Source organism: Reichenbachiella sp. (assembly GCF_033344935.1).
Lineage (GTDB): Bacteria > Bacteroidota > Bacteroidia > Cytophagales > Cyclobacteriaceae > Reichenbachiella.
This window is the reverse complement of the sequence record NZ_JAWPMM010000001.1, coordinates 3,161,284-3,184,126: the sequence shown is the minus strand read 5'-3', so window position 1 is coordinate 3,184,126 and position 22,843 is coordinate 3,161,284. Positions and strand designations below refer to the sequence as shown.

15 protein-coding genes and 1 pseudogene are annotated in these 22,843 nt (G+C 40.0%); 13 read left to right on the top strand and 3 right to left on the bottom strand.

The window, feature by feature from the left end; genetic code table 11:
- Positions 1-38 precede the first annotated feature (38 nt).
- Entirely contained in the window at positions 39-578 is a 540-nt protein-coding gene (locus R8N23_RS13730; protein WP_318172180.1) for a hypothetical protein, read from the top strand.
- A 217-nt stretch (positions 579-795) separates the two neighbouring features.
- The gene (locus R8N23_RS13725) at positions 796-3,930 is read left to right on the top strand and encodes a CHAT domain-containing tetratricopeptide repeat protein (RefSeq protein ID WP_318172179.1); all 3,135 of its coding nucleotides are present in this window, start codon (positions 796-798) and stop codon (positions 3,928-3,930) included.
- On the opposite strand, the gene R8N23_RS13720 is transcribed toward R8N23_RS13725, so the two are convergent.
- A complete protein-coding gene (locus R8N23_RS13720; RefSeq protein ID WP_318172178.1) occupies positions 3,923-4,678 on the bottom strand; it encodes a hypothetical protein in 756 nt (251 codons plus the stop codon). The genes R8N23_RS13725 and R8N23_RS13720 overlap by 8 nt on opposite strands.
- Positions 4,678-5,247, bottom strand: a complete 570-nt coding sequence (locus tag R8N23_RS13715; protein ID WP_318172177.1) for a sigma-70 family RNA polymerase sigma factor — start codon at positions 5,245-5,247, stop codon at positions 4,678-4,680. Before R8N23_RS13715 ends, R8N23_RS13720 begins: the two co-directional genes overlap by 1 nt.
- Positions 5,248-5,465: 218 nt before the next feature.
- Between R8N23_RS13715 and R8N23_RS13710 the strand changes: the two genes are divergently transcribed.
- From R8N23_RS13710 to R8N23_RS13675, 8 genes and pseudogenes are all read left to right on the top strand, one after another.
- Entirely contained in the window at positions 5,466-8,582 is a 3,117-nt protein-coding gene (locus R8N23_RS13710; protein WP_318172176.1) for a hypothetical protein, read from the top strand.
- Positions 8,583-8,597: 15 nt separating this feature from the next.
- Positions 8,598-11,261 (top strand): DUF6443 domain-containing protein, encoded by a 2,664-nt coding sequence (locus R8N23_RS13705; RefSeq protein WP_318172175.1) that lies wholly within the window; start codon positions 8,598-8,600, stop codon positions 11,259-11,261.
- Between the two features lie 70 nt (positions 11,262-11,331).
- Positions 11,332-17,223 (top strand): RHS repeat-associated core domain-containing protein, encoded by a 5,892-nt coding sequence (locus R8N23_RS13700; protein WP_318172174.1) that lies wholly within the window; start codon positions 11,332-11,334, stop codon positions 17,221-17,223.
- Between the two features lie 39 nt (positions 17,224-17,262).
- Positions 17,263-17,700 (top strand): hypothetical protein, encoded by a 438-nt coding sequence (locus tag R8N23_RS13695; RefSeq protein WP_318172173.1) that lies wholly within the window; start codon positions 17,263-17,265, stop codon positions 17,698-17,700.
- A gap of 196 nt (positions 17,701-17,896) precedes the next feature.
- Positions 17,897-19,021, top strand: a complete 1,125-nt coding sequence (locus tag R8N23_RS13690; protein ID WP_318172172.1) for an RHS repeat-associated core domain-containing protein — start codon at positions 17,897-17,899, stop codon at positions 19,019-19,021.
- The gene (locus R8N23_RS13685; protein ID WP_318172171.1) at positions 19,021-19,638 is read left to right on the top strand and encodes a hypothetical protein; all 618 of its coding nucleotides are present in this window, start codon (positions 19,021-19,023) and stop codon (positions 19,636-19,638) included. The genes R8N23_RS13690 and R8N23_RS13685 overlap by 1 nt, the downstream gene beginning before the upstream one ends.
- Positions 19,639-19,681: 43 nt before the next feature.
- Positions 19,682-20,719 (top strand): annotated as a pseudogene (locus R8N23_RS13680) (RHS repeat-associated core domain-containing protein); the annotation flags it as partial.
- Positions 20,720-20,744: 25 nt separating this feature from the next.
- Positions 20,745-21,308: a hypothetical protein gene (locus R8N23_RS13675; protein ID WP_318172170.1), complete on the top strand. Its 564-nt coding sequence runs from the start codon at positions 20,745-20,747 to the stop codon at positions 21,306-21,308.
- A 513-nt stretch (positions 21,309-21,821) separates the two neighbouring features.
- Here R8N23_RS13675 and R8N23_RS13670 read toward each other — a convergent pair.
- Positions 21,822-22,001: an SH3 domain-containing protein gene (locus R8N23_RS13670; protein ID WP_318172169.1), complete on the bottom strand. Its 180-nt coding sequence runs from the start codon at positions 21,999-22,001 to the stop codon at positions 21,822-21,824.
- 92 nt (positions 22,002-22,093) lie between these two features.
- Between R8N23_RS13670 and R8N23_RS13665 the strand changes: the two genes are divergently transcribed.
- From R8N23_RS13665 to R8N23_RS13655, 3 genes are all read left to right on the top strand, one after another.
- Positions 22,094-22,240: a hypothetical protein gene (locus R8N23_RS13665; protein ID WP_318172168.1), complete on the top strand. Its 147-nt coding sequence runs from the start codon at positions 22,094-22,096 to the stop codon at positions 22,238-22,240.
- 141 nt (positions 22,241-22,381) lie between these two features.
- The gene (locus R8N23_RS13660) at positions 22,382-22,606 is read left to right on the top strand and encodes a type II toxin-antitoxin system HicB family antitoxin (RefSeq protein ID WP_318172167.1); all 225 of its coding nucleotides are present in this window, start codon (positions 22,382-22,384) and stop codon (positions 22,604-22,606) included.
- 30 nt (positions 22,607-22,636) lie between these two features.
- Entirely contained in the window at positions 22,637-22,834 is a 198-nt protein-coding gene (locus R8N23_RS13655) for a type II toxin-antitoxin system HicA family toxin (protein WP_318172166.1), read from the top strand.
- Positions 22,835-22,843: the final 9 nt, after the last annotated feature.

Here is a 22,843-nt window from a genome sequence, read left to right as displayed (position 1 = left end):
TTTTCACTATATTGGCTATTCAGCATCATGGGAAAGTTATGAAAAAAGGTCTATTCACATTAGTGAACTGCTTTATTGGGTTCGCTATGTTTGCGCAGGACATCACCGATAACGGTAAAAACCTTCAGAGTTTGTGTCCAACTGAAAGTTGTATCTACATCACATTTACCTCTACTATCTATTTTCCATTCGAAGAGGATAAGCAGTGGGAAATTAGAAACATGGAAATCGCTACGAAGAAGAATGGCAATTTTCTAGCCACCGGCGACTTGTATGTCCATGGAGAAGATACAGCTGCGGCGTTAAAGCTTGAGTTGGTGTTTATTTCTGAAGACGATAAAGAGCTATTCAGATATCCGATTCCAGAGTTTGAATTCTATAATGAACCGGCAGGAGCAGAACCATTTCTGGCAGCTGGCAAAATGGATGAATCATTGGCTGCACAGGTGAGTTATGTAGATGTCGACATCGACGGTAGCAGACTGATGCCTTACTACGAAGTCAACTCAGATTGTTACCACGCCTGCAAAGAGCATAAGCTAAAAGAAGCTATGAAAGCCTTCAAGAAGGCGAAGTAATTACCCTTATTGACATTAGCAATCGGTTGTTTTTGATAAAGGTTCTGGATTAATAGTGTAATATTTTTCTGAGTCTGATTTTTAATCTAAGTAAAACAGACCTGAACTTCAGGAATTTAATTCCCTGAAATAATTGGTTTAATACTGATTTGAGTTTGAGTTTTTATACATATTTGAGCTGAAAGTTAACCCATGTTATAGATTACACTACCAGCCAATGAAGTTCATCCCTAGTTTTACATTTCTTCACTTTTTAGTTCTTGGACTTTTTTTATTTAATGGAAAATGCTTGGCACAGGGAAAACTAAGTAGTCAAGATACATTAGTAGCTAATTCTTTGTTCATAAAGGGTGATTCTGTATTACTCTCTGGAGATTATAAGCGTAGCAATGAATTGTTTATTCAAGCCGCTGACGGTTATGGTAAATCAAATCAATGGAAACGAGTTGCTATATGTTATAATAATATAGCTGATAGTTTTTGCAAGCTTAGGCAACTAGATCAGAGTAAAATATTTTCAAATAGAGTTGTTAATGAAGTTACACAAAAGTATGGACAGCATCATCTCGAAAAAGCTAAGGCTTATGCCAATCTTGGGTTTATTTATGCACTAAAAGGAGATGCAGGTTTGGCACTCCAGTATTATGAAAATTCCGAAGATATAATACAAAATTCACCTACTAACAATCATCCATTTCTGGTTAAGATTTATTCAGGTTATGCTCATGTATATTATATAAAAGGAAATTTGGATAAAAGTCTTGAAATGTTGCTGCTGGCCCTTGAGACAGGAAATCAAGTTTTAGAAAAAAATAGTTCTAAACTTGCATTTTTATATAATAACATCGGAGGTTTATATGGTGTTCGTGGAGATCAGAAAAAATCTCTAGAATTTCTTCAAATGGGGCTTGATATTAATATTAAAAGATATGGTTCGAATCACCCGAAATTGATGAATACCTACGATAATTTGAGTCAATCTTATAGAAAAATGGGCCAGTTCAAAAGGTCTTTAGAATATTCGAACAAGGCTTGTAATATTGCAGAAGAATACCTTCCCGAGAATCATGAAAAAATTGCCGATTTGTATTTATTTATCGGAAGCCAACTTATAGAAGTGGGACTAGTTGATTCGGCAAAGACGCTTACTTTTAAGGGAATTAAGATACTCGAAAGCAAAGAACAGATGTCAGTTTCCCTGATGCGCGCATATGCCTATGCTGCATTGTTATATGATGAGACTGAAGAGTTTGATAAGTCGTATGAATATGGGGCTAAAGCATTGAAAATACATAACGAACTAAATTTAGAAAACACCAATAACGGCGATATTTACAATTTGATGAGTAGAGTATATCTTGAGCTAGAGGATTTTGAAAAATCAATTGTATACTCGAAAAAAGCCATTAAATCGTTAAGAAATAGTTATGGGAGTCGGAGTAAGGTACTTACTCACGCTTATATCAATTTAGCTGATGCTTATGCTTATTTACAAACGTTCGATAGTGCTAAGGTGGCGATAGATAGTGCAAAGGTCTCAAACTCTTTGTTGTACAATGATGCTGGGTATTCAAACTATCAATTTAATGATATAGGGAATGAAATTAGTATTTATTTGCTTAAGTCTATTATTGAAGTAAAAGGGTATTTGGTTGATTTCAATTTAGAACATTTGGAAATAGCTGAAGCGATTAATACTAAAGGGGACTCCATTATCTCTCATTTCATAAAAAATTCAACACGGCATCTTGATGATAAATTGACGGTATCTAGAAAAATCAAACCATTTTATACAACGGCAATTACCACCTGTTTCAAAAAATACAAGGAAACTGGCAAGGTTGAAAATTTGGCAAGAGCATTTTACTATTCTGAGAAGGCAAAAAATAACCTCTTGAGAGGATCCGTTCAATTAGGACAAATAGAAAAATTTTTCAACATACCTGACAGTATTTTGGAGAAGGAGGAAGGATTACGTGTAGATATGGCTTATTTCGAGTCAGAACTCAACAAAGATTCAAATAATAAGACCGGCATTGACTCCGTTCATAGTGAATTAGAAAAAAAAATGTTTCAGTCAACAAATGCATTCTATGATTTGCAGGAGCACATCAAGTCTAATTACAAGGACTATTTCAATTTTAGTAGAAATGCCGAATTAAAGGGCTTAAGTGATATTAAGAACGCCTTGGGCGATGACCGATCATTGGTCGAGTATTTTGTTGGAGATTCGACTATCTACATTTTTTCTTTAGATAAGTACAATTTGTCAATTAAGGCTCAACCTAAACCGGATAGTTTGAGTTTTTTGGTAAAGGGTTTTAGGGACGCCATTGTTTCATCAGACTTCAATATATATCGCGACAATGGATGCAAATTATATGACCTTCTGATTGCACCAGTATCGGATAAAATGACTGGAGACCGGCTTGTAGTTGTTCCTGATGGCCCCTTATGGGATGTTAATTTTGACCTCTTACTGTCTCAAGATAGTGGTATAAAAGATTATAGATATCTTGATTATTTAATGAAAGACTTCGCTATCAGCTATTCATATTCTGCCGACCTTCTAATTGAAGAAAAAAATAGTCAAAGGTCCAAAGGAGGTGAGGTGCTGGCTTTTTCCTTTGGTAAGGAAAAAGAACCAGGGAATGTGATGAATTTTCAAAAGTATAGGAACAATTTAGAACCACTGCCAGGTAGTGTCAATGAAATATTTCAGGTGTCAAAATTGACTGATGGACGCTATTATTATGGAGATTATGCCAGTGAAGAGGCCTTCAAGAAAAATGCACAAAAATATTCTGTTATTCATTTGGCCGTTCATGGTCTAGTAGATGAGAAATTTCCAATGAATTCAGGGCTGCAATTTATGCCAGATTCCGACTCTATAGAGGATGGCTTTTTGCATGCTTATGAGTTATATAATTTATCTATTGATGCGGATATGGCTGTTTTGAGTGCGTGCAACACAGCGGCTGGTAAATTGATGGAAGGGGAAGGTCTGATGAGCCTGGGGCGAGCTTTTTCATACGCAGGATGCAAAAGTCTTGTGATTACTCAATGGCAACTTGCTGATGAGAGTAGTTCGTTACTAATGGATAATTTTTACAAAGAACTTACTAAAGGGATAACTAAGGATAAAGCCTTACAAAGGGCTAAATTACAATATCTTGAACAAGCTGACGTATCAATGACAAACCCGATGTATTGGGGAGCTTTTATCGTTGTTGGTGATGTAAGTTCAATCAAGCTTGCAAAGCTCAACGACCAAAACTATCTGTTATTGATTTGTGCAGTCAGTGTTATTTTGTTAATACTTGTTGCTAAGAGGAAATATCTATTTACTTAGTTTTTTGATGATTTTCTATCTTGTTCAAGAGTTCTTGGGCCTCTTTAAAGTATAGTTGTTTCTGGTCAATTATGCCTGTTAAAACTTTCTTACAGTCGTCTGTTTTTGCACTTTTTAAATAACTCAAAGCCAGGTACCATTTAGCATTGGCTCGTATATCTGCTTGCGGTGACTGCTCCGCAAGCTTGAAGAATTTAATGGCCTCATCCATATCATCTTGAGCAAGAAAGCAGTTGCCAATATATATAGCAAGATTATGATCTGATTCTCTTGAAAATTGCTCTAGTAAAAAAGGAAGAGCCCCTTGGTATTGCCCTCTTTCATAGGCTTGAATAGCCTTTGATAATTTATCCTTTTGGTTTAAATCTCGAAAGATAGGTCGTGCAGGGTATTCATCATAATACTCCATGAAGAGTGTTTGATGGATGTTACCAGAATCCCTATCTAAAACAAAAATGGAGCAGAGGATGAGTGAAATTACCGCTGCTAAAAGACTAAATTTTCTAAGTTTTGTCTTTTCTTCAATTCCTTTTTTTGAATCTTCAAATATTTCAAGAAGTTCTTTTTTTACTCTCTTTTCCTGTTCTGATTTAATATCACTAATAGCTAATTCAGCATATTTTATTTGTCTTTCAAATTCGTCTGATTGTTCTATTCTTTTTTCTAATTGAGTTCTTTCCTCATGAGACAATGAATTATCTAAGTATTTTTCGATTAGCTCAATATCCTGATCTGAATACGTAGTCATTATCCGTCTGTTTTAACACTTTCTTGTAAACGATTAACTTCCTCGAGGAGTTTTTTGAAACATCGAGACTTTGTAGTTTTAGCTACATTCCCGTCAGCAAAATTCATTATCTCAGCAATGTCACTCATTGATTTGTTATGAACATAAAAAAGTTTGATAATTTCTTGACATCGTTTACCGAGCCTATTCAAGGCCTCCATACCGATTTTAAGCTTTTCTTCTTTTTCAAACGAATCATTATGCTTATCATAAAGTTCATTAATTATATCTTCTGATTGACTACTTCGAGTTTTTTCTTGGTGATACTTTGCTAACCACATACGATAGCAGGTAGAAAAAAGATATGCCTTTATATTGGTTAGATATTCAATTTGCCCACTGATTATTTTTTCTCTGAAATTTAAAATCGAATCCATAAGTAAATCTTCAGCGTCGGCTTCAGAGCATCCTGTCTTTTTTATCAATGAACCTATACAATAGGACGCATAATTGTCAAAGATCTCTTTGAGGCAAGTATTTTTTCCTAATGATAATTCTGTTTTTAATTGGCTTAAGTTGCTGGTTTTCAATCTGATTGTTTTTTGCTGGTTGGAGGTCAGAATAATTTTTTCTAAAAAGTGAGAGATACCATGTTTACCTTTTTAACATTTTCTTATACCCTTCAAAAATATCTCTATTTCAATCAAAGATGCAAATGGAATAATGGGTTAGTTGGCTGTATCTGATAGTTGAGAAATAAAGACAATAACCCTAAGGAAGTATATCCATGTCAAAACAACTGAAACATATGAATTTAAATTTTTCACAACTGATGTTGACCTGTCTGCTAACAGTACAATTAAACACAGTTGCCAACCTTACGCATGCTCAGGAAGCACCCAAACAAGTAACCAACTATGAAGGTTTTGTTAGTCCATCTATTAACTCCTCAAACTCAGCGTCAACATCAGTTGGGAATAATGGAGCGGTTCGTTTGGGTATCCCATTGAATGCGTTTAGTACTGATTTTTACACGGTTCCAGTTTCACTGAGCTACTACTCTGGAGGAACCCTTGTTGCTCAGGAATCTTCTCATGTAGGGCACAATTGGTCTTTACAGGCCGGTGGAATGATCAGTAGAGAGATACGAGATCAAGCAGATGACATTAACTCACCTGTTGGAGTGAAGGAAAGTTTAGATATGAACGATCCTGTTGACAAGAGCTATGTGCAGATCGTAGCTGAGGATGATACCAGAGACAGTGAACCTGATCTGTTTTCATATCAATTTGGCGGGGCTCAAGGCACTTTTGTGTTGGATTCCACTGGCACATTTGTACCGTTGGAGTACCGAAATTGGGAAATTTCTGTTTCAAGCGATATGATGGTATTTACCATCAAAACTGATGACGGTATGGAATACAAGTTTGGAACAGTGGACGGAGAAAAAAACGAGCAGGTTGAGTCATCGGTAACTACTTCATGGTATCTGGTTAATGTGATACATCCTACCGGGCAGCAAATTGATTTTACTTATGAAAAGTATACAGTTTATAGTACTCAGAAAGGTTTCCAATACAAATTATCTTCCTTGAATAGCGCCCAACCATGCGGCACAGGCTTTAGTGAGTCAAGCCAGGAAATTCAGGGAGACACGGTAGAATATCAGACTCCTTTTGTTTCAACAATATCTAGTTCTGGATGGGGATCTTGTTCCTTTGATTATGATACTTCCGAAGAGGGAGTAAGACTATCCTCGGTATCTCGGTTTGATTCGAATCAAGACCTGATCAATCAAGTTGTACTGGATTACTCGTCTGTAAACGGTCGTCATTTCCTCGAAAAGGTTACTCATAAGGGCTCAGATGGAATAGAGGTTTCGAATTATGCGATGACCTACTATAACCCTTCAGGGCTACCTGCTTTTGGCTCCTTTGCTCAAGATCATTGGGGATATTATAACGGTGCCACAACGAACGATGACAATAATCAATTTGTCCCTAAAAACAATGTGCTGCTGGATGTACCCACTACACTACATTTTGGTTTGGACGGGGCAAATCGAGAACCCAATGCTCAATATGCTAAAGTGGGAATGTTGGAGTCTATTAAACATCCTTCTGGTAAGACGGTTTATTATGAATATGAAGGTCATGTAGTTGAAGACGTTATTAAATCTGCAGGAACCCCAACCATACTCTTCAGAGGTCTTACTGCTCCATCGGGAGCAGGAAGTAAAGACTATCAGTTTTTATCCTATTACGATCAGACGATTACCCTAAATATTGAAGTACAAGGAACTCCCGGAGTTGGTTCTTCAGGAACATTAAAGGTTAGAGATGAATTGTCTGAGAGCTATCTGCCTGGGCTGTCTAACTATAACATTGAAGCAAGTGGAGAGATTTCTTTTAGTGCAGCTCAAGGGGTATACTACAAACTGGAACTAGTAGCCAATAGCACCAATAATGTTGAAGTAACTTTTAGTCAGAAAGAGCCTACCATTGTTGAATCCACTGGATCTGTGACGATTGGTGGTGTAAGATTGAAAGTGGTTACGGCCTTGGATGGTTCATCCGGACGAGAATCATCCACCAGATATTATTACGGACCAAAAGAGTCTTATACTGTCAGTTCTGGCGTCACTTATGAAAAGTATCCTTATAGATCCTATTACAGCAATACCACACTTACTCAGGAAGGAGAAGAGTGCGAGTACCTTATTCTTAGTTCTCATTCTAGAAACTTGCTGCATAAAAGTGGCAATGAGGGAGTACAGTATGAGTACGTCACTGTTAGTCAAGGTGGTGATAATTTCGAAAATGGTGGGTATCAGATGCAATACAACATTGGTACTCAGAGTGCACCGGAAGTTATTTCAGGTAATCCTATCCAGGATAGCCCATGGTCTAATGATAATTGGAATAGAGGGCTTCTAAAATCCAGAGAAACCTTTAAAAAAGAAGAGGGAAGTTGGAAGGTTCTAAAACGTGATACGACTCAATATGATTTAAAGGCTGAGCATAGCAAGGTCATTCCGGCGTATGTGATCCGAAAGAGATTTGAGTCACAAGATGACCCTGAATACCAACGTTATGATGTTAGTGGATACAACTACCACGTATTCAAGCCGAAAGCACATCAGGTAGTTACCCAAATGTTTGACGAGAATGCCGAAAACCCTGTAGAAAGCACTACTCATTATTATTATGATAACTCAGAACATCCCTATCTCACCAGAATTGAGACCCTGGATTCTGAAGGCAAAACAAAAAAAACAACAACTAGGTATCCGCAGGATTTTGCTTCGCCCGGCAGCTTAATCTCTACCATGATAAGTGATAGATTTTTGAATACTCCAATTGAAATTATCACAGAGGAAGAAGGGGAGGTAGTAAATGCACGAGCGGTGGCTTATGAATATGATGCTGATTACAATTATTTCTCTGCTAAAGAGATCTTACAATATGAAGTTGGATCATCTTTTTCAGAATCTAACAACGGAGAGTCATTCCATTCCTCCTATCAGTGGCAAAGACGGACGCTGAAGCGAGACGATCAAGGTCATATACTAAGTGAAATATCTCGTGCAGGAGTGCCTACGACTTATATACGCGGTTATGGAGGCAAGTATGTGGTAGCAGCCATTGTGAATGCCACCTATGATCAGGTTATGAATGCCCTTGGGCTCAATGCTAATCTTCGTTTATCGGGTGAGCTTTCGGCTGAGCAAAATACGACACTTAGAAGTCAATTGTCTGACGCAAGAGTGAGTAGTTATACCTATGAAGAAGGCGTTGGAATTACCTCGAGTCAGGACCCTAATGGTAGAATGAGTTATCATACATATGATCCCGCCGGAAGACCCAAACACACCAAGGACCATGATGGTCATGTTCGGGCAACCCAATCCTATTATATCAAATAAGCAATTCCAATAAAGATGAAATACTTAATATCCTTCCTTTTATTAGTTTTTTGTTTAGTTTCTGCTGAACGGCTTTTAGCACAAGGCCCACCACCTCCACCTGAGGACCCCCCAGCTGTTGGTGGAGGCGGTGGAGGAGGCGGTGGTACAACGCTACCACCTGATCCTGATACGGAGGTCTCTCAGACTCACGAATGTGGTTATACAGTATTGAAGGCTACGAGTACACCGCCAGTTGGATACGCCTGGTATTGGCAGACTAGCCAAGATGGTATAAGTACGGATTATTCAGCTAGTAATCATTCGCCCTATAATGCTACAAGTACCTCGGCCACTTATTATATCCGCACTTACTATGCACCTAGTCAAACCTGGAGTGATGAATATGAATCGCTTCGAGTTCAAGTGAATTCAGGTTTTAAAGTAGATCCAAGCGAACCTACGGTGTCTGTAGAATATCACTGTGGTTCAACTACGCTCGTTGGGCAAAACCGTCCTTCTGGAGTAACCTGGTATTGGCAGAGTACGGAAACAAGCTACGAAATGAACAATTCTAACAATGCCATTTCCAAAACCTCAGGTGATAAAGCTTATATTAAAGCAAGGCATAATACTTCGGGCTGTTGGTCTGACACCAAAATCGTATACTATTCAGTTCATCAGATTCCAGAGCACCCACCGGCACCTACTGAAACAAACAATGGAGGAAATACGCTGCTGACAATGCCTGCGCCGTCTGATCCAAATACCTATTTCTATTGGCAGACGACAGAAAATGGAACCAGCCAGGCTAACAACGATTTAGAATATACAGTTTATTCGGGAGATAGAGTATGGCTAAGAGCCTATAATCGAATAAGTGAATGCTGGTCTGGTACCAGGGTGGTTGATTATTCTATTCTCTATAACCCCGCACCACCGACCTATACTATGGATGTAGAATGTGGAGTAACTACATATAAGATGGATTTGGAGGAACTGAATTCAAGGGGGAATGAAGAATGGTATTGGCAGACGACTGTGGATGGTATGGGTCAGGAGGACGATAGTCCTGAAAAAGTGGTTACTCAGGTGGAAGGTAAACCAGATCTATACTTGCGGGCAAAAGTAAAATATCATAATATATGGTCGCATACTACAGTTATTCCCAGGTATGTTAAGAAGAATCCGTTTAAACCGGCTCCTATTCATCAAGAGAACGTATGCTATGGTAAAGATGTTGAACTAAGGGTTAATGGTGCATCAGACGGTGGAACAATTGAATGGTACGCCTATCCCTCGGGTGGAGGGGTTATAGGAACGGGACCGACATATCTAATTGAAAATATAAAAAGCAATAAAACTTATTATGCCGGAGTATTGAAAGATGATTGTAGATCTGTAACCAGGACGGCTGTGAAAGCCACAATTGTAGAATACCCCGAACGTGAATTGGCTATCGACGAATTTCCAATGAACGAGGGGATACCGTGTAGTTATATATACGCCAGAAATATCGAAGGAGCCCAAACTTACCCATACTATTCATTGGGTAAGACCGGACAGAAAGCTGATGCAGAGGCGTTTGACTTACTTACCATTAGTTCATCGGGTACTTACTATTTTGCTATGGGAGATGGCGGTGCTGCTTCCAGCACGTGTCTTTCAAAGCCCGTTTCTAGGGAATTTGATATGGGAGCCCCTCCTGATATGAAGACAGTAGTAGGAGGAGGGCGTATCCTAGATCACCCTTATTCATATAACAAGATTCATGTGATCAATGCATCAGAAGACACCTATTATCAGATTTCTGATGGTAGCGGCCAGATAGATGTATTTAAAGGAAATACCAGAAGCGCTTCTATTGACCTGGAAAATGGAAATTATTCCGTTCAGGCTTCTTATTACCTGAGTATTTCACCGGAAGAATGTTTAACAGATTTAGGAGCGGTGGAAATAACGGAAGGACATTTGACGCTTTCAATAAGATCTTACAATGCGGTGGAGACTTATTTGACCCCTACAGAGGAAGCGGATATCTCTTCCAGTTTGGATTCAGATGTTATCAGATCAACAACCTATAGAGATGATTATGGGCGTCCTATCCAATCAATTGTGGAGAATGCTGCGCCTGATGGACGAGATATTGTTCAGTCTCAGAGCTATGATGATTTTGGACGTACCCCAAAGATTCGTATGCCTTATGCCGCAGCGTACAACGGAACATTTCACACAGGAGCTTCTGCATGGAATGATCAGGTTGAATTTTATGCTACGGAGTCAGATGTAGCCCATGACGCTCGACCCTATACAGAATTGACCTACGATGATTCACCCATGAATAGAGTGAAGACTGTGACTGGTCCGGGAGAAGACTGGAAGAACAATGATCGCAAGGTAAGAAAAGAGCAATTGAATAACACGCTTTCAGATGAGGTGATACACTGGGAGGTGATAGATGGTCAAATTGCGGTTGTCGGCAGTTATGCACCCGGCTTACTTATTAAACAAGTCACATACACCGAAGATAACCAGACGAAGATTGTGTTTATCAACAAGTCCGGTCAGGCGATACTGAAAAGAGAGCAGGCACCTTCCATAGATGGCGGATGGGCGGATACTTATTCAATCTACGACGAATACGGAAACGTCGTAGCTGTGATTCCTCCGAAAGCCTTAGAAAATTTAAATCAGCAATAGAAATAGCAATAAGATCATGAGATTACGACCAAATAACACAATTTTTTTCGGCCTTGTATTTCTTTTTGCTATGGCCTGTTTTAGCAGTTTTGCCCAGGGACCAGCACCTGATCCAGACCCAGGAGGTGGTAGTGGAGGAGGAAGCGGAGGCGGAGGTGGTACTAGTGGCACACCTGCCAGACCTAATACATCGTTTACCACAACTTATAATTGTGGGTCGACAAAAGTAAAAAGGAATTCTAACGCACCTGCTGGTACAGTATGGTATTGGCAAAGTTCATCAAGTGGCACCAGCAAAAGTTATCAGAGCAATACGTACACATTTTCTAGTTCTAGGAATGTTTACCTTCGTTCCTACAACCCTTATAATGGAGCATGGGGGAGTGCATTAAGTGCAGGATATAAATCGGTAAACCCTAATAACCTGAATGCTGGCAATACCAGCGGGGCTAAAACCATTTGTTATGGCGCCTCAGCAGGTACTTTGGGTAACTCATCGAGTGCAAGCGGAGGATTATCTTCCTATAGCTACCAATGGCAAGTATCGAGTAATAATTCCAGTTGGTCCAACATTTCAGGAGCAACGGGCACGTCGTATTCACCAGGTAATCTGACGGCTACCAGGTATTACCGCCGTCGAGTAACCTCCTGTGGATACACCAAGTATGCAGCCAGCGAAAAAATCACAGTAAGAGGTAATCTATCAGCAGGAAGCATTGGCAATGCACAAACGGTGTGTTACAATGGTAATCCAAGCGCCCTTTCGAACACAGCTTCGGCTTCAGGAGGAGCTACGCGTACCTATCAATGGCAAAAATCAACATCGAGCTCATCCAGTGGTTTTTCTAATATCAGTGGAGCGACTGGGAGTACCTATGACCCGCCAGCACTCACTCAGAGTACCTGGTACCGACGAAGAGTGACCTCTAGTTCAGGCTGTGGAACTAAGTATACCAATGTGATAAAAGTAACCGTAAGGTCTAATCTCAGTGCAGGAAGTATTGGCAATGCTCAAACCCTGTGCTATAACAACGATGCGAGTACATTGACGAATACCGCCTCTGCTTCAGGGGGTGCCACTCGAACCTACCAGTGGCAACAATCCACTACTAGTTCTTCTAGTGGGTTCTCCAATATCAGTGGAGCTACCAGCAGTACGTATAACCCTCCTGCTTTAACGCAAACCACGTGGTATAGAAGAAGGGTAACCTCTAGTTCTGGCTGCGGAACCAAATATACCAATGTCATTCAGTTGACAGTGTATGGCAATTTAAATGCAGGGAGTATAGATCAAGCACAGACCCTTTGTTATGGCAATGACCCAGTGGCCTTCAGTAATACATCGTCTGCAACTGGAGGCACAGGTCTGAGTTATGTATGGCAAAAGTCTACTACGAGCGCATCTAGTGGGTATTCCAATATCGCAGGTGCAACTAATAGCACTTATGATCCACCGGCTCTTTTTCAGTCCACCTGGTATAGAAGAGGTGTAACCTCTGGATCGGGATGTGGTACGAAGTACACTGCGGCTATAAAAGTCACCATTCATGATGAACTGCTGTCGGGTAGTATCGGCAATGGTCAAACCATCTGTTATAACACAGACGCTGCTGCTTTGTCCAACGAAGTGTCAGCCTCTGGAGGGGATAGCAGAGCATACCAGTGGCAGCTGTCTGCGACTGGTGCGTCTAGTGGTTTTTCTGATATTGTTGGGGCGACAGCCTCGACATACGACCCTGCAGCCTTGACTCAGACTACCTGGTTTAGAAGAAATGTGATTTCCTGTGGGTCCACTTTAAGTAGCAATGTGATTGCCGTGAATGTCTATGAACCGATGACATCTGGTACAATTGCCGGCCCTTCGAGCTTATGCTACATTGAGACCGGCGAAATTACGGCTACCAGCCCAACCGGAGCCGATGGTAACTATGGCTATCAGTGGCAAACCTCCACTGATCAATCCAATTGGTCGGACATAGCGGGTGCTACTTCGAATGCTTTGGCGCTGGCCGATTCGTCCCAATCGGCGTACTACCGAAGACAAGCCAGCACGAGCTGCAATAGTTTGCTTTCAAATGAAATATTTGTAGAAGTAAAGTCCGCTATAGATCCAGGATCTATCGGGTCTGATTTGGTGATTTGTGAAGAATATGTAGCAGACCCTATCGTGGGATCGGATCTTTCATCCTATGGCGCCACTTATCAATGGCAGGAGTCTGCAGATGGAAATGTTTGGACGGACATTTCTTCGGCTACCAGTCAGAATTATGTGCCCCAAGCACACAACAGTTATTACCGGAGGGCAGTAACCATAGAGGGTTGTACCGTTTTTAGCGATACCAAACAAATTGAGGCTATTGCTTGTGTGGCAGTAGCCGGAGATGATCAGGTGACTACATCGGATGATCAGCCCATGGCACTATCCGGAAGTCCGGCTGGAGGAAGCTGGTCAGGTGTTGGGGTTGTCGAGGATACTTTTGATCCGAGGGTTGCGGGAGAAGGTCTACACGAACTCACCTATGCCTACACTACCGCTCCGGGGGGTACTACCGAAGACAAACTTTTGGTAAATGTTTCATTTGCTTCGATTGCCCCTGAAGAATTGGCCAAGCATATTTTTCAATACAAATATGATCAACGCCATCGTTTGATCGCTAAGCTAGTGCCGGGATCCGGCTGGGAGTACATCGTCTACGATGCACGCGACCGGGTCGTACTGACCCAGACCCCTAACCAGCGTATGGAAGATAAATGGTCCTTTGTAAAGTATGATCAATTCAACCGACCAGTGATCACTGGAGAGAAGGTCATTACAGGAGATGTAGAAAGTATCCGTGCAGCAGTAGCCAGTAGTGACGGGGTTGAATCTTTTGATACTAATGGATTGGTTCAGTATACCAATACAGCCTATCCCGTAGGTATCACCATCGATGAGATCTTGTCCGTCACTTACTACGACGATTATGACTTCACGAGTGAAGAATTCCAATTGCCATTGAATGTATTTGATAATACCGAAAACAAACTCATTCCAGCCCAAAGTACGTTTGGAGTGAAAGGGCTGACTACCGGATCAATGGCTAAAATCTCAGGGACTACCGATCAGTTTGTGCGTACAGTCAATTTCTACGACAATGACTATCGTGTGGTGCAGACCGTAACTCAAAATCATAAAGGTGGTACCGATCGTATGACCGCCCAGTATCACTGGCGTGGCCTGCTCATGAAAACCTATGTAGCACACCAAAGTCCCGATGCGCAAATCGGGAATTTGAACATTACACAGGAATACACTTACGACCGTATGGGCAGACACCTGACCACGACGCACCGAATAGGAAGCGGCCAGGTAAAAGTACTAGTCAGCAACAGCTACAATGCGCTGGGACAGCTAAAAAACAAAATACTGGCCGATGGGTTTGATGAAGTAGATTATGCGTATAACATTCGAGGGCAAATTACCAAAATGAACGACCCGAATGATGAAGAGGAGCATCTCTTTGAGATGGCCTTCAAATATCAGGATGCTACTCATGCTAAGTTCGATGGCACCATAGGTGAAATAGAATGGAAAAACCCATTCGAAACCCAGACCAATGGCTTCGACTACCAGTATGATGAGATGAACAGGATCAGTGAAGCGACCGGATTGGGCGAAGCGACTAATTATGACCTGTCCGCCATCAGCTATGATCTCAATGGAAACATCAAGTCATTGAAACGTAAAGGCACCCACGCGGATACAACGAATCAAATGATTGATGATTTGGTATATGCCTACAATGAAAATACCAATCATCTAATGGGTGTGACGGACGCTTCAGATAAATCAACAGGTTTTAATGATGGAAATAAAGAAGGAGACGACTATGCCTATGATGCCAACGGCAACCTGACGATGGACAAAAACAAAGGCATCACAGCACTGACCTACAATCACCTAAACCAACCTGTCACTGTCAGCCTGAGCCACGTCGAAGGCGATAGTACCCGAACGCAGTATACTGAAAACATCTATGCAGGCGCACAAAAAATTGCACAAGTACATTATATCGATGGAGTGGAAACCAGACGCACCGACTACATCGGCGGGTTTGTGTACGAAAACGACACCTTGCAGTTTATGGCTCATGATCAAGGGCGTGTAGTCTGTCACCCTGAGGCTCTCGAAGGGTCAGACCGGTGGGAGTACCAATACCACCTGACCGATCACTTGGGCAACATCCGTGTGACTTTCAAAACGGAGATAGACGAGGATACCTACTTGGCGACCATGGAAGATCAGGACACTACAGCCATCAAAGCCTACTTCGAGAAGTATGAGGAGGTGACACGTATTAAGTCTACACTGTTTGATCACACCACAGACAGCACGGGCTATGCGATACATCTCGATGGAAGTGCTGACAGAAGAATTGGGCTAGCCAAGTCACTGATGGTGATGCCGGGGGATACCGTAGACATGGAGGTCTTTGCCAAGTACTACCACAATGACAGCTCAGCGAGCTGGACAGCTCTGCTCAATACAGTGGCGGCCAATATCGCAGGAGGAGCATCAGACGTGGTCTATGAAGCAGCCAACAATGCCTCGGGACTTCCTTTTGCAGACTTCTTCAGTGGCAACAGAAGCCCAGAAGGTGCGCCCAAGGCGTATCTGAATTATTTGGTCTTTGATAGCAACTATAAGGTAGATTCCACCAGATGTGGATTCCAACAGATCAGTACTGCAGCCGAAGAAAAAGGTAATAATGGAGATCATGAAAAACTCAGCCATCAGTTGACCTTCGATCAGCCGGGATATGTCTATATTTATCTTTCTAATGAAGAAGACACTCCGATGGACGTATTTTTCGATGATTTTAAGGTCACACAGAAGCATAGCCCTGTCGTACAGAAAGACGATTACTATCCTTTCGGCCTCTCGTTTAACTCCTACACCAGAGCAGCGATCACGGATCAAAACTTTAAGTTCAATGCAGGTAGTGAGCTAGAATCTATGACTGATTGGTACAGTACGCCATTCAGGAAGTATGATCCGAGTTTAGGTAGGTTCCATGGGGTGGATGCGCTGGCGAGTATGTATCCGAGTCTAACGCCTAGTCAATTCGGATTGAACAATCCGATAATGGGTAATGACCCGACAGGCTTGAAAACCGATCCTGTAGCTGATGCAAGAAGCGGAAATGGATGTGGTACGTGCTATATGCCAGAACTTAACAATGGTTATGGTTTTGGAGGATGGGCAGATGGAATTATTGCTTCTGCACGTGCTTGGATGAGACTTGAGCATGCTAAAAATGTAGCTAAAGATTCTGATTCAGGTCCTGATATAACCACTATTGACTCTGAGGGAAATAGTTCTTCATATGAAGACTTAGATGAATTGGCTGCTGATGGAGGTGGAAATGTTTTGCAATGGAACGAACATGGAGGTAAAGAAATTTCACGTGAGGAATGGCTGGCTTTAGGAGGTGACGAATCGCAATCAGCTGATAAGTATTACTCTGGGGCATGGGAGGTTCAAACAAATAAAGGAGTAGATAATAGTTGGGATGCAACTATGCAATATTTAACCGGAGATGGATCTCCTCAGGAGATAGGACCAAAGACTAGTCGGTCTCTTATGAATTCATCTAGGTTTAGAAACTTCCATAATGACATAGTTTTAGGTAGAGAGAGTACTTCTGGTCAATTCAATGTTAATATGACTGATAGAGTATTTCATATTGGAAGAACTAATGTAAAATATTCGTCTAATCCAGATAATAATTCTATTACCTACAAGCTCTTTGTAAACGATGGATTTTGGGATCCAGATTTTATTGATGAACGATACTTAGGAGGACCAGTGAATACACCAGATGGTATGGGACCTAATTTAGAAAGGTTTGGAGGAACTCCTTATCCATATGTTCCGAGAACCATAACGATTCCTGCAACTATAATTTATGCACCTTTTTAATCTATAAATGTGATGTACTTTAAGACTATAATTATTTTAATGATATTATTAGTTGTAGGTTTTGTGCTGTGGTGGAAGACTGTGCCTTCTATTACTGAAAACTTGATTGCTTATAATGAAACACTCGATTTACCTCCTAATTTGCAAATTGGGTATTGGGATGCAGATGTAAGCTTTCCTCCTATTGGAGTAGTTGTTGAAGGTAAAAATGGAGGGAAAGTGGTTGGGAAAAAGAGTCAGTTTTTGATTAACGATGATTCCATTGAAGTTAAGAGAGTAATTAGGTTTGGTTTTGACAGTGTAAGAATAGTTACCGAAGTTGAAGCTACTGATAACGGGATTTATTATGTTGAATGTATGACTAATGAAGATCCTAGGACCAGATTAAGATTGAAAGTAACTGTTTGGAATGATTCAAGTGTCATAGAACCTGAAAGTTTACAATGGGTTGATGCCAACGAAGTACCTCGTTATTAGTAGTCATGTATCCAATTATCACCTATTGATAAAAAGCATGATTTGAGTAGCGCAGAGACTGCTTTTTAAAATAGAACTTTGATAAAATGGCTGACCTTCGGGTTGGTCATTTTTGTTTTGTGGGGTGTTGGGTCACAGGACAGGAGAGACTGAAAGATAGAATTTTAGAAATCTTATAATGTAACACAGTGGTTTATTGAAGGGGCTGATTGTATATCAGGGATTTCTGGATTATTTGGTGTTTGATAGCAACTATAAAGTGGACTCTACCAGGACTGGATTTCAACAAATCAGCACTGTGGCAGAAGAAAGAGGTGAGAATGGCGATCATGAAAAACTGAGTCATCAGTTGACCTTCGATCAGCCCGGATATGTCTATATTTATCTTTCTAATGAAGAAGACACTCCGATGGACGTATTTTTCGATGATTTTAAGGTGACCCAGACGCATAGTCCGGTAGTGCAGAAAGACGACTATTACCCTTTCGGCCTCTCGTTTAACTCCTACACCAGAGCAGCGATCACTGATCAAAACTTTAAGTTTAATGCAGGTAGTGAACTGGAATCTATGACCGATTGGTACAGTACACCATTCAGAAAGTATGATCCGAGCCTGGGCAGATTCCATGGGGTGGATGCTTTGGCATTTTTGTATCCGAGTCTAACACCTAGTCAATTCGGATTGAACAATCCGATAATGGGTAATGACCCGACAGGCTTGAAAACCGATCCTGTAGATGAGGCTAGAAGTGGAAGTGGATGTGGTAGTTGTTTTATGCCTGAGCTTAATTACGGTTATGGCTTTGGTGGCTGGGCTGACCAAGTTATGGCTGATGTGGAGAGATTTTTTGCAGCTGATGAAGATGAAGAGGGTGATGAGAACAACGAAGAAACTGAATACGATCAAGAAGGAGGATATGTATTTGAAGGAGAAGGTGGTGCTGACCCTACTCAAACAACATCCAAAGAAGCATCTGCAATTGATGCAGAAGGATTGTTCGAACTTATCGGTGGAGGAGGTATGGGTAAATTTGAATCAGGGTTATTGGCCATTGCTGAATCATTAAGCAAAGTCGCTGATTTGATTGGCGTAGATTTGTCTGATGATAAATCAGGAAGTGAAAGACCAAATGATTATTCATCTTATGAAGAAAACATAGAAATGAAAATAGTAGATAAGGATAGTACAGTCTTGCCGGGAACAACAAGTGGTGGATTAGGAGAGGTTTGGAGAGTAAGGACACACTACCAGAATGGGTTTGGGCATAAAAAAACTACCAGAGAATACATTGAACATACAAATCGAAATTTGACGAAATAATGATAAGTACATATTTTAAGCATGTTGGATTTTTATTAATTCTTTTTGCCATCGCATGTTCAAAAAAGGATTCAATTACTACTGTCTTCAGTGAAGAGGGAAATAAAATATCAGAGGGATTATTAATTAACAATAAGAAAGAAGGTTTTTGGATTGAATTTGCTCCAAATGGAGATACCTTGAGTAAGGCTTTTTATAAGAAAGATACTTTAAATGGAATTTTTTACTATTATGAAGATAATGCTATAGATGAGTCAAGAACTTATAGAAATGGAATTGAGAATGGGAAAAGAGTTTTGTATTATCCCGATGGGCAGATTCTGGCTGAAGGAAATTTTTTCAATGGCTCACAGCAAGGAAAGTGGATTTCGTATTATGAAAATCAGAAAATTAAGGCGGTGAGTACATATGAAAATGGACGTCCAATTGATCAGTCAGTTAATTATTATATAAATGGTAAGGTAGAAACTTTTGTAGAATATAGAGACAGTATTATTTTTGTTAAATACTTTGATTCGCTTGAAAACGTGGCTTGGCATTTCAATCTAAAGGATGGGGTAATAGTGGATACTATTGAGTTTAACCAAGAAATTGTGGACCTTATTTATAAACCCTAGCTAGCACCCTGTAGTGTAAAAGGATGATTGCTACCCATTCGGCCTCTCGTTTAACTCCTACACCAGAGCAGCGATCACGGATCAAAACTTCAAGTTTAATGCAGGTAGTGAGCTGGAATCTATGACTGATTGGTACAGTACACCTTTTAGGAAGTATGACCCGAGTTTAGGTAGGTTCCATGGGGTGGATCTTTTAGCTAGTAAGTATGCAAGCTTAACGCCTAGTCATTTTGCTATGAATAATCCTATCATGGCTAATGATCCGACAGGGTTAGATATTATTCCCTTGCCTGGGGATGCTACTAGCAAAGGATCGACTCCTTACTATACTCAACATAACAATGGGTACAGTTTTTCTGGTTGGGCTGATGGAATAATAGCGTATGCCCATGCCCATCACGAAGCGGAGATGGAAAAGAAAGAAAAGAGGAAAGAAAATAAGATGGCATGGGACAATCTAATGAGCAATGCAATTGGAGTATTAAACGATCCTAACACTAGCGAAGTCACAAATTTTGCTGTCTTGGATGGAGAAGCACTCAATTTGAGTGAATTGGGTGAATTTACCATGCTTGATAATGTTGATATAACTCCGCAGCAAAGTAGAGGACAAATTGCACTTGAAATGGCCGTACAAATATTGAATAGGACTGCGGATTATATGGCGGAGAGAGATTTTGTAAGAAAAAATATTGGTAGGGCAAATGCGGATTTCAATCGTGAATATACTCACAATATGATTACAGGTGAGATAACTGGTTGGAAGTATGATACGGGGATTTCAATTAAGAAGCTGAGAGGCGGGAAGTATATAGATTCAGGATATAATGGAGCGAAAATTCAATTCATTGTAAATAATCCGAATAACTATTTGCACGGTTTTGATACTTTTAGACAGCACCCTGGTGATGGTAGTGATCTTGAAATGGCAGGATATGCTATTGCATTTTCGACTCTTCAAAATAATTCATTCACTTTGACATTTTCAGAGAAACTTATGAGAGATGAATTTATTGATGAACATTATACTCAGCGAATGAGTCAAAGATATAAGGCTTTTGAAGATGAATATCTTAAGTAGAAACTGAAATATTAAATGTGAATTTATGAAAAGTATTTTTTTGGTAAAAAGATTAGTTTTTGTTTTAGTCAGTTTTTCTCTGATGTTGTTTGGGTGTGCTAAAAAATCTGAAAAGAATGATTTTAAGCGTGAAATAATTCAGGAGTATTTGATTGCTCATTATGAAACATGGGAAGAGGTTAATTCTATGTATAAGGTGCCAAACCTGAAGTTTAAACTGGGTGATGTTGTTAAACTAAACTCAAGATTGAATTTTTCTCCGTTGGACAAAATTGATGAAAAAGGGAATATTAATTTAGATGACATATTAGTTCTGGAATTTGGAGCTGAGATTAAAATCCTTAGAGAAGAAGAGAACTATTATAATGTTGAAATATTAGATTCTGGAATACAAGGGAGTTGTTTAAAAGTAGATATAAATAATGCGCAGTATGGATTGGCAAATAGGGTGGGGTGTGAAGAGAGATTGAGAGTATTTGAAGAAAAATTTGATCTACGAACTAAGTTGATTTTCAAGAAATACAATTTGGACGGAAACCAAATAAAGGAAATGATTAATTCAGAACCCGCTGGTCGTAGCGTCCGCTAAGACCAGAGAAGGATAGGAAATAGATTAGAAATCCCACACTCTGTAAAAAGGGGGTGGGATTTTTTTATGTCTCCCATGGTTTAGCCGCCCCAATTTCAAGCAAGTAATCCGAGAGGTTTTTGTTTTTGAAAAAGAACCAACTGGTCGTAGCGTCCGCTAAGACCATAATAGTGGATAGGATATAATTATAATGACTGACCTTCGCGGGTTGGTCATTTTTGTTTTGTGGGGTGTTTGGTTACACTGTAGTAGAGATTGAAATGAAGGAGTTTGATATTGTGAGGTTGGGTTTTAGTGTAGGGTCTAATGTGAATTAGGTATTCTTTTCATTTTTGGTATTTCTGTCTCTTTTCAGAGTGTATAAGAAAGTAGAATCCTAAATCAATACTTATCCATATTCCATAGAGGAATATGTACAAACACGCTATACACTACCTAATACACGATTATTCAATGGTTGATCAAATGGTGGTACACTATAGGTGAGAGAATAGAGATGAAAATATAGAATTTCTAAGGAATTATATATTTGGAACTAACGTATTCGATGTTCCAGTTGTATCTGATTTGATACCAATTTTCGTTTGATGTTGAATCCATCAGGTAAACAGTATCTCCTTTTATTAGTTTTTCTATCTTTCTGTATTCAGTGCCAGGCCCTGTTCGCATATTTACTGCTGATACAGTTTTCATTTCTTTTACTTTCGTTGGATCAAATAGTTTGAAAGTACACCCAACCGATCGCCTAACTGATCAACCTGATCTATTCGGGCCATCCAGAAAGTATGAAAAACGACCTGTATGAAGTCATCTACCTGCTCCACTACGTAAACCAGACCTACATCAATAGGGAAGAACTGGAGCGTGCAGTTTTTACCCTCTATGAACTAGCAGAGCCGTTGCAGGAGATTCATGAGCAACTGAATAAGTAGAAGGAAAGAGGCTTTTGATGCTATGTATGAAAAAGGAAGTATTTTGAGTTTGTGTGATTTGAATAAAATACTTCTTATTTAGTGAAACATAACATTTGCGGAATTGTTATATATGTACGTAACTTTGAGAAAATAGGAATTATGAAACATCAGTTTACAGCACAAATAGAAAAAGATAGGGAGACAGGTCTTTACACAGGTTTTATTCCTAATCTACCAGGAGCTCATACTCAAGGGGAAACTTTGGATGAATTGTATCTGAATCTTCGAGATGTGGCGGAATTGTGTTTGGAAGAATGCACAGAAGAGGAGCTGAATCAATTACCTGAGTTTATTGGCTTTCAGCAAGTTTCGGTAGGTGCATGAGTAAATTACCATTAGTTTCCTCTAAGGTTTTTGAGAAGTTTGTTACATCTAGGCTTTGAGATCAAACGTCAGAAAGGAAGTCATGTATTTTACCGTCACCCAGATGGTAGATATACAACATTACCTCATCATAAAAATAGAGATATAGGTCGTTCTTTGACCAGAGAGATCTTGCGTCAAATCAATATTACTCCAGAAGAATTTATTGAGCTTATGAAGAAAGTTTAAGGCCGAGAG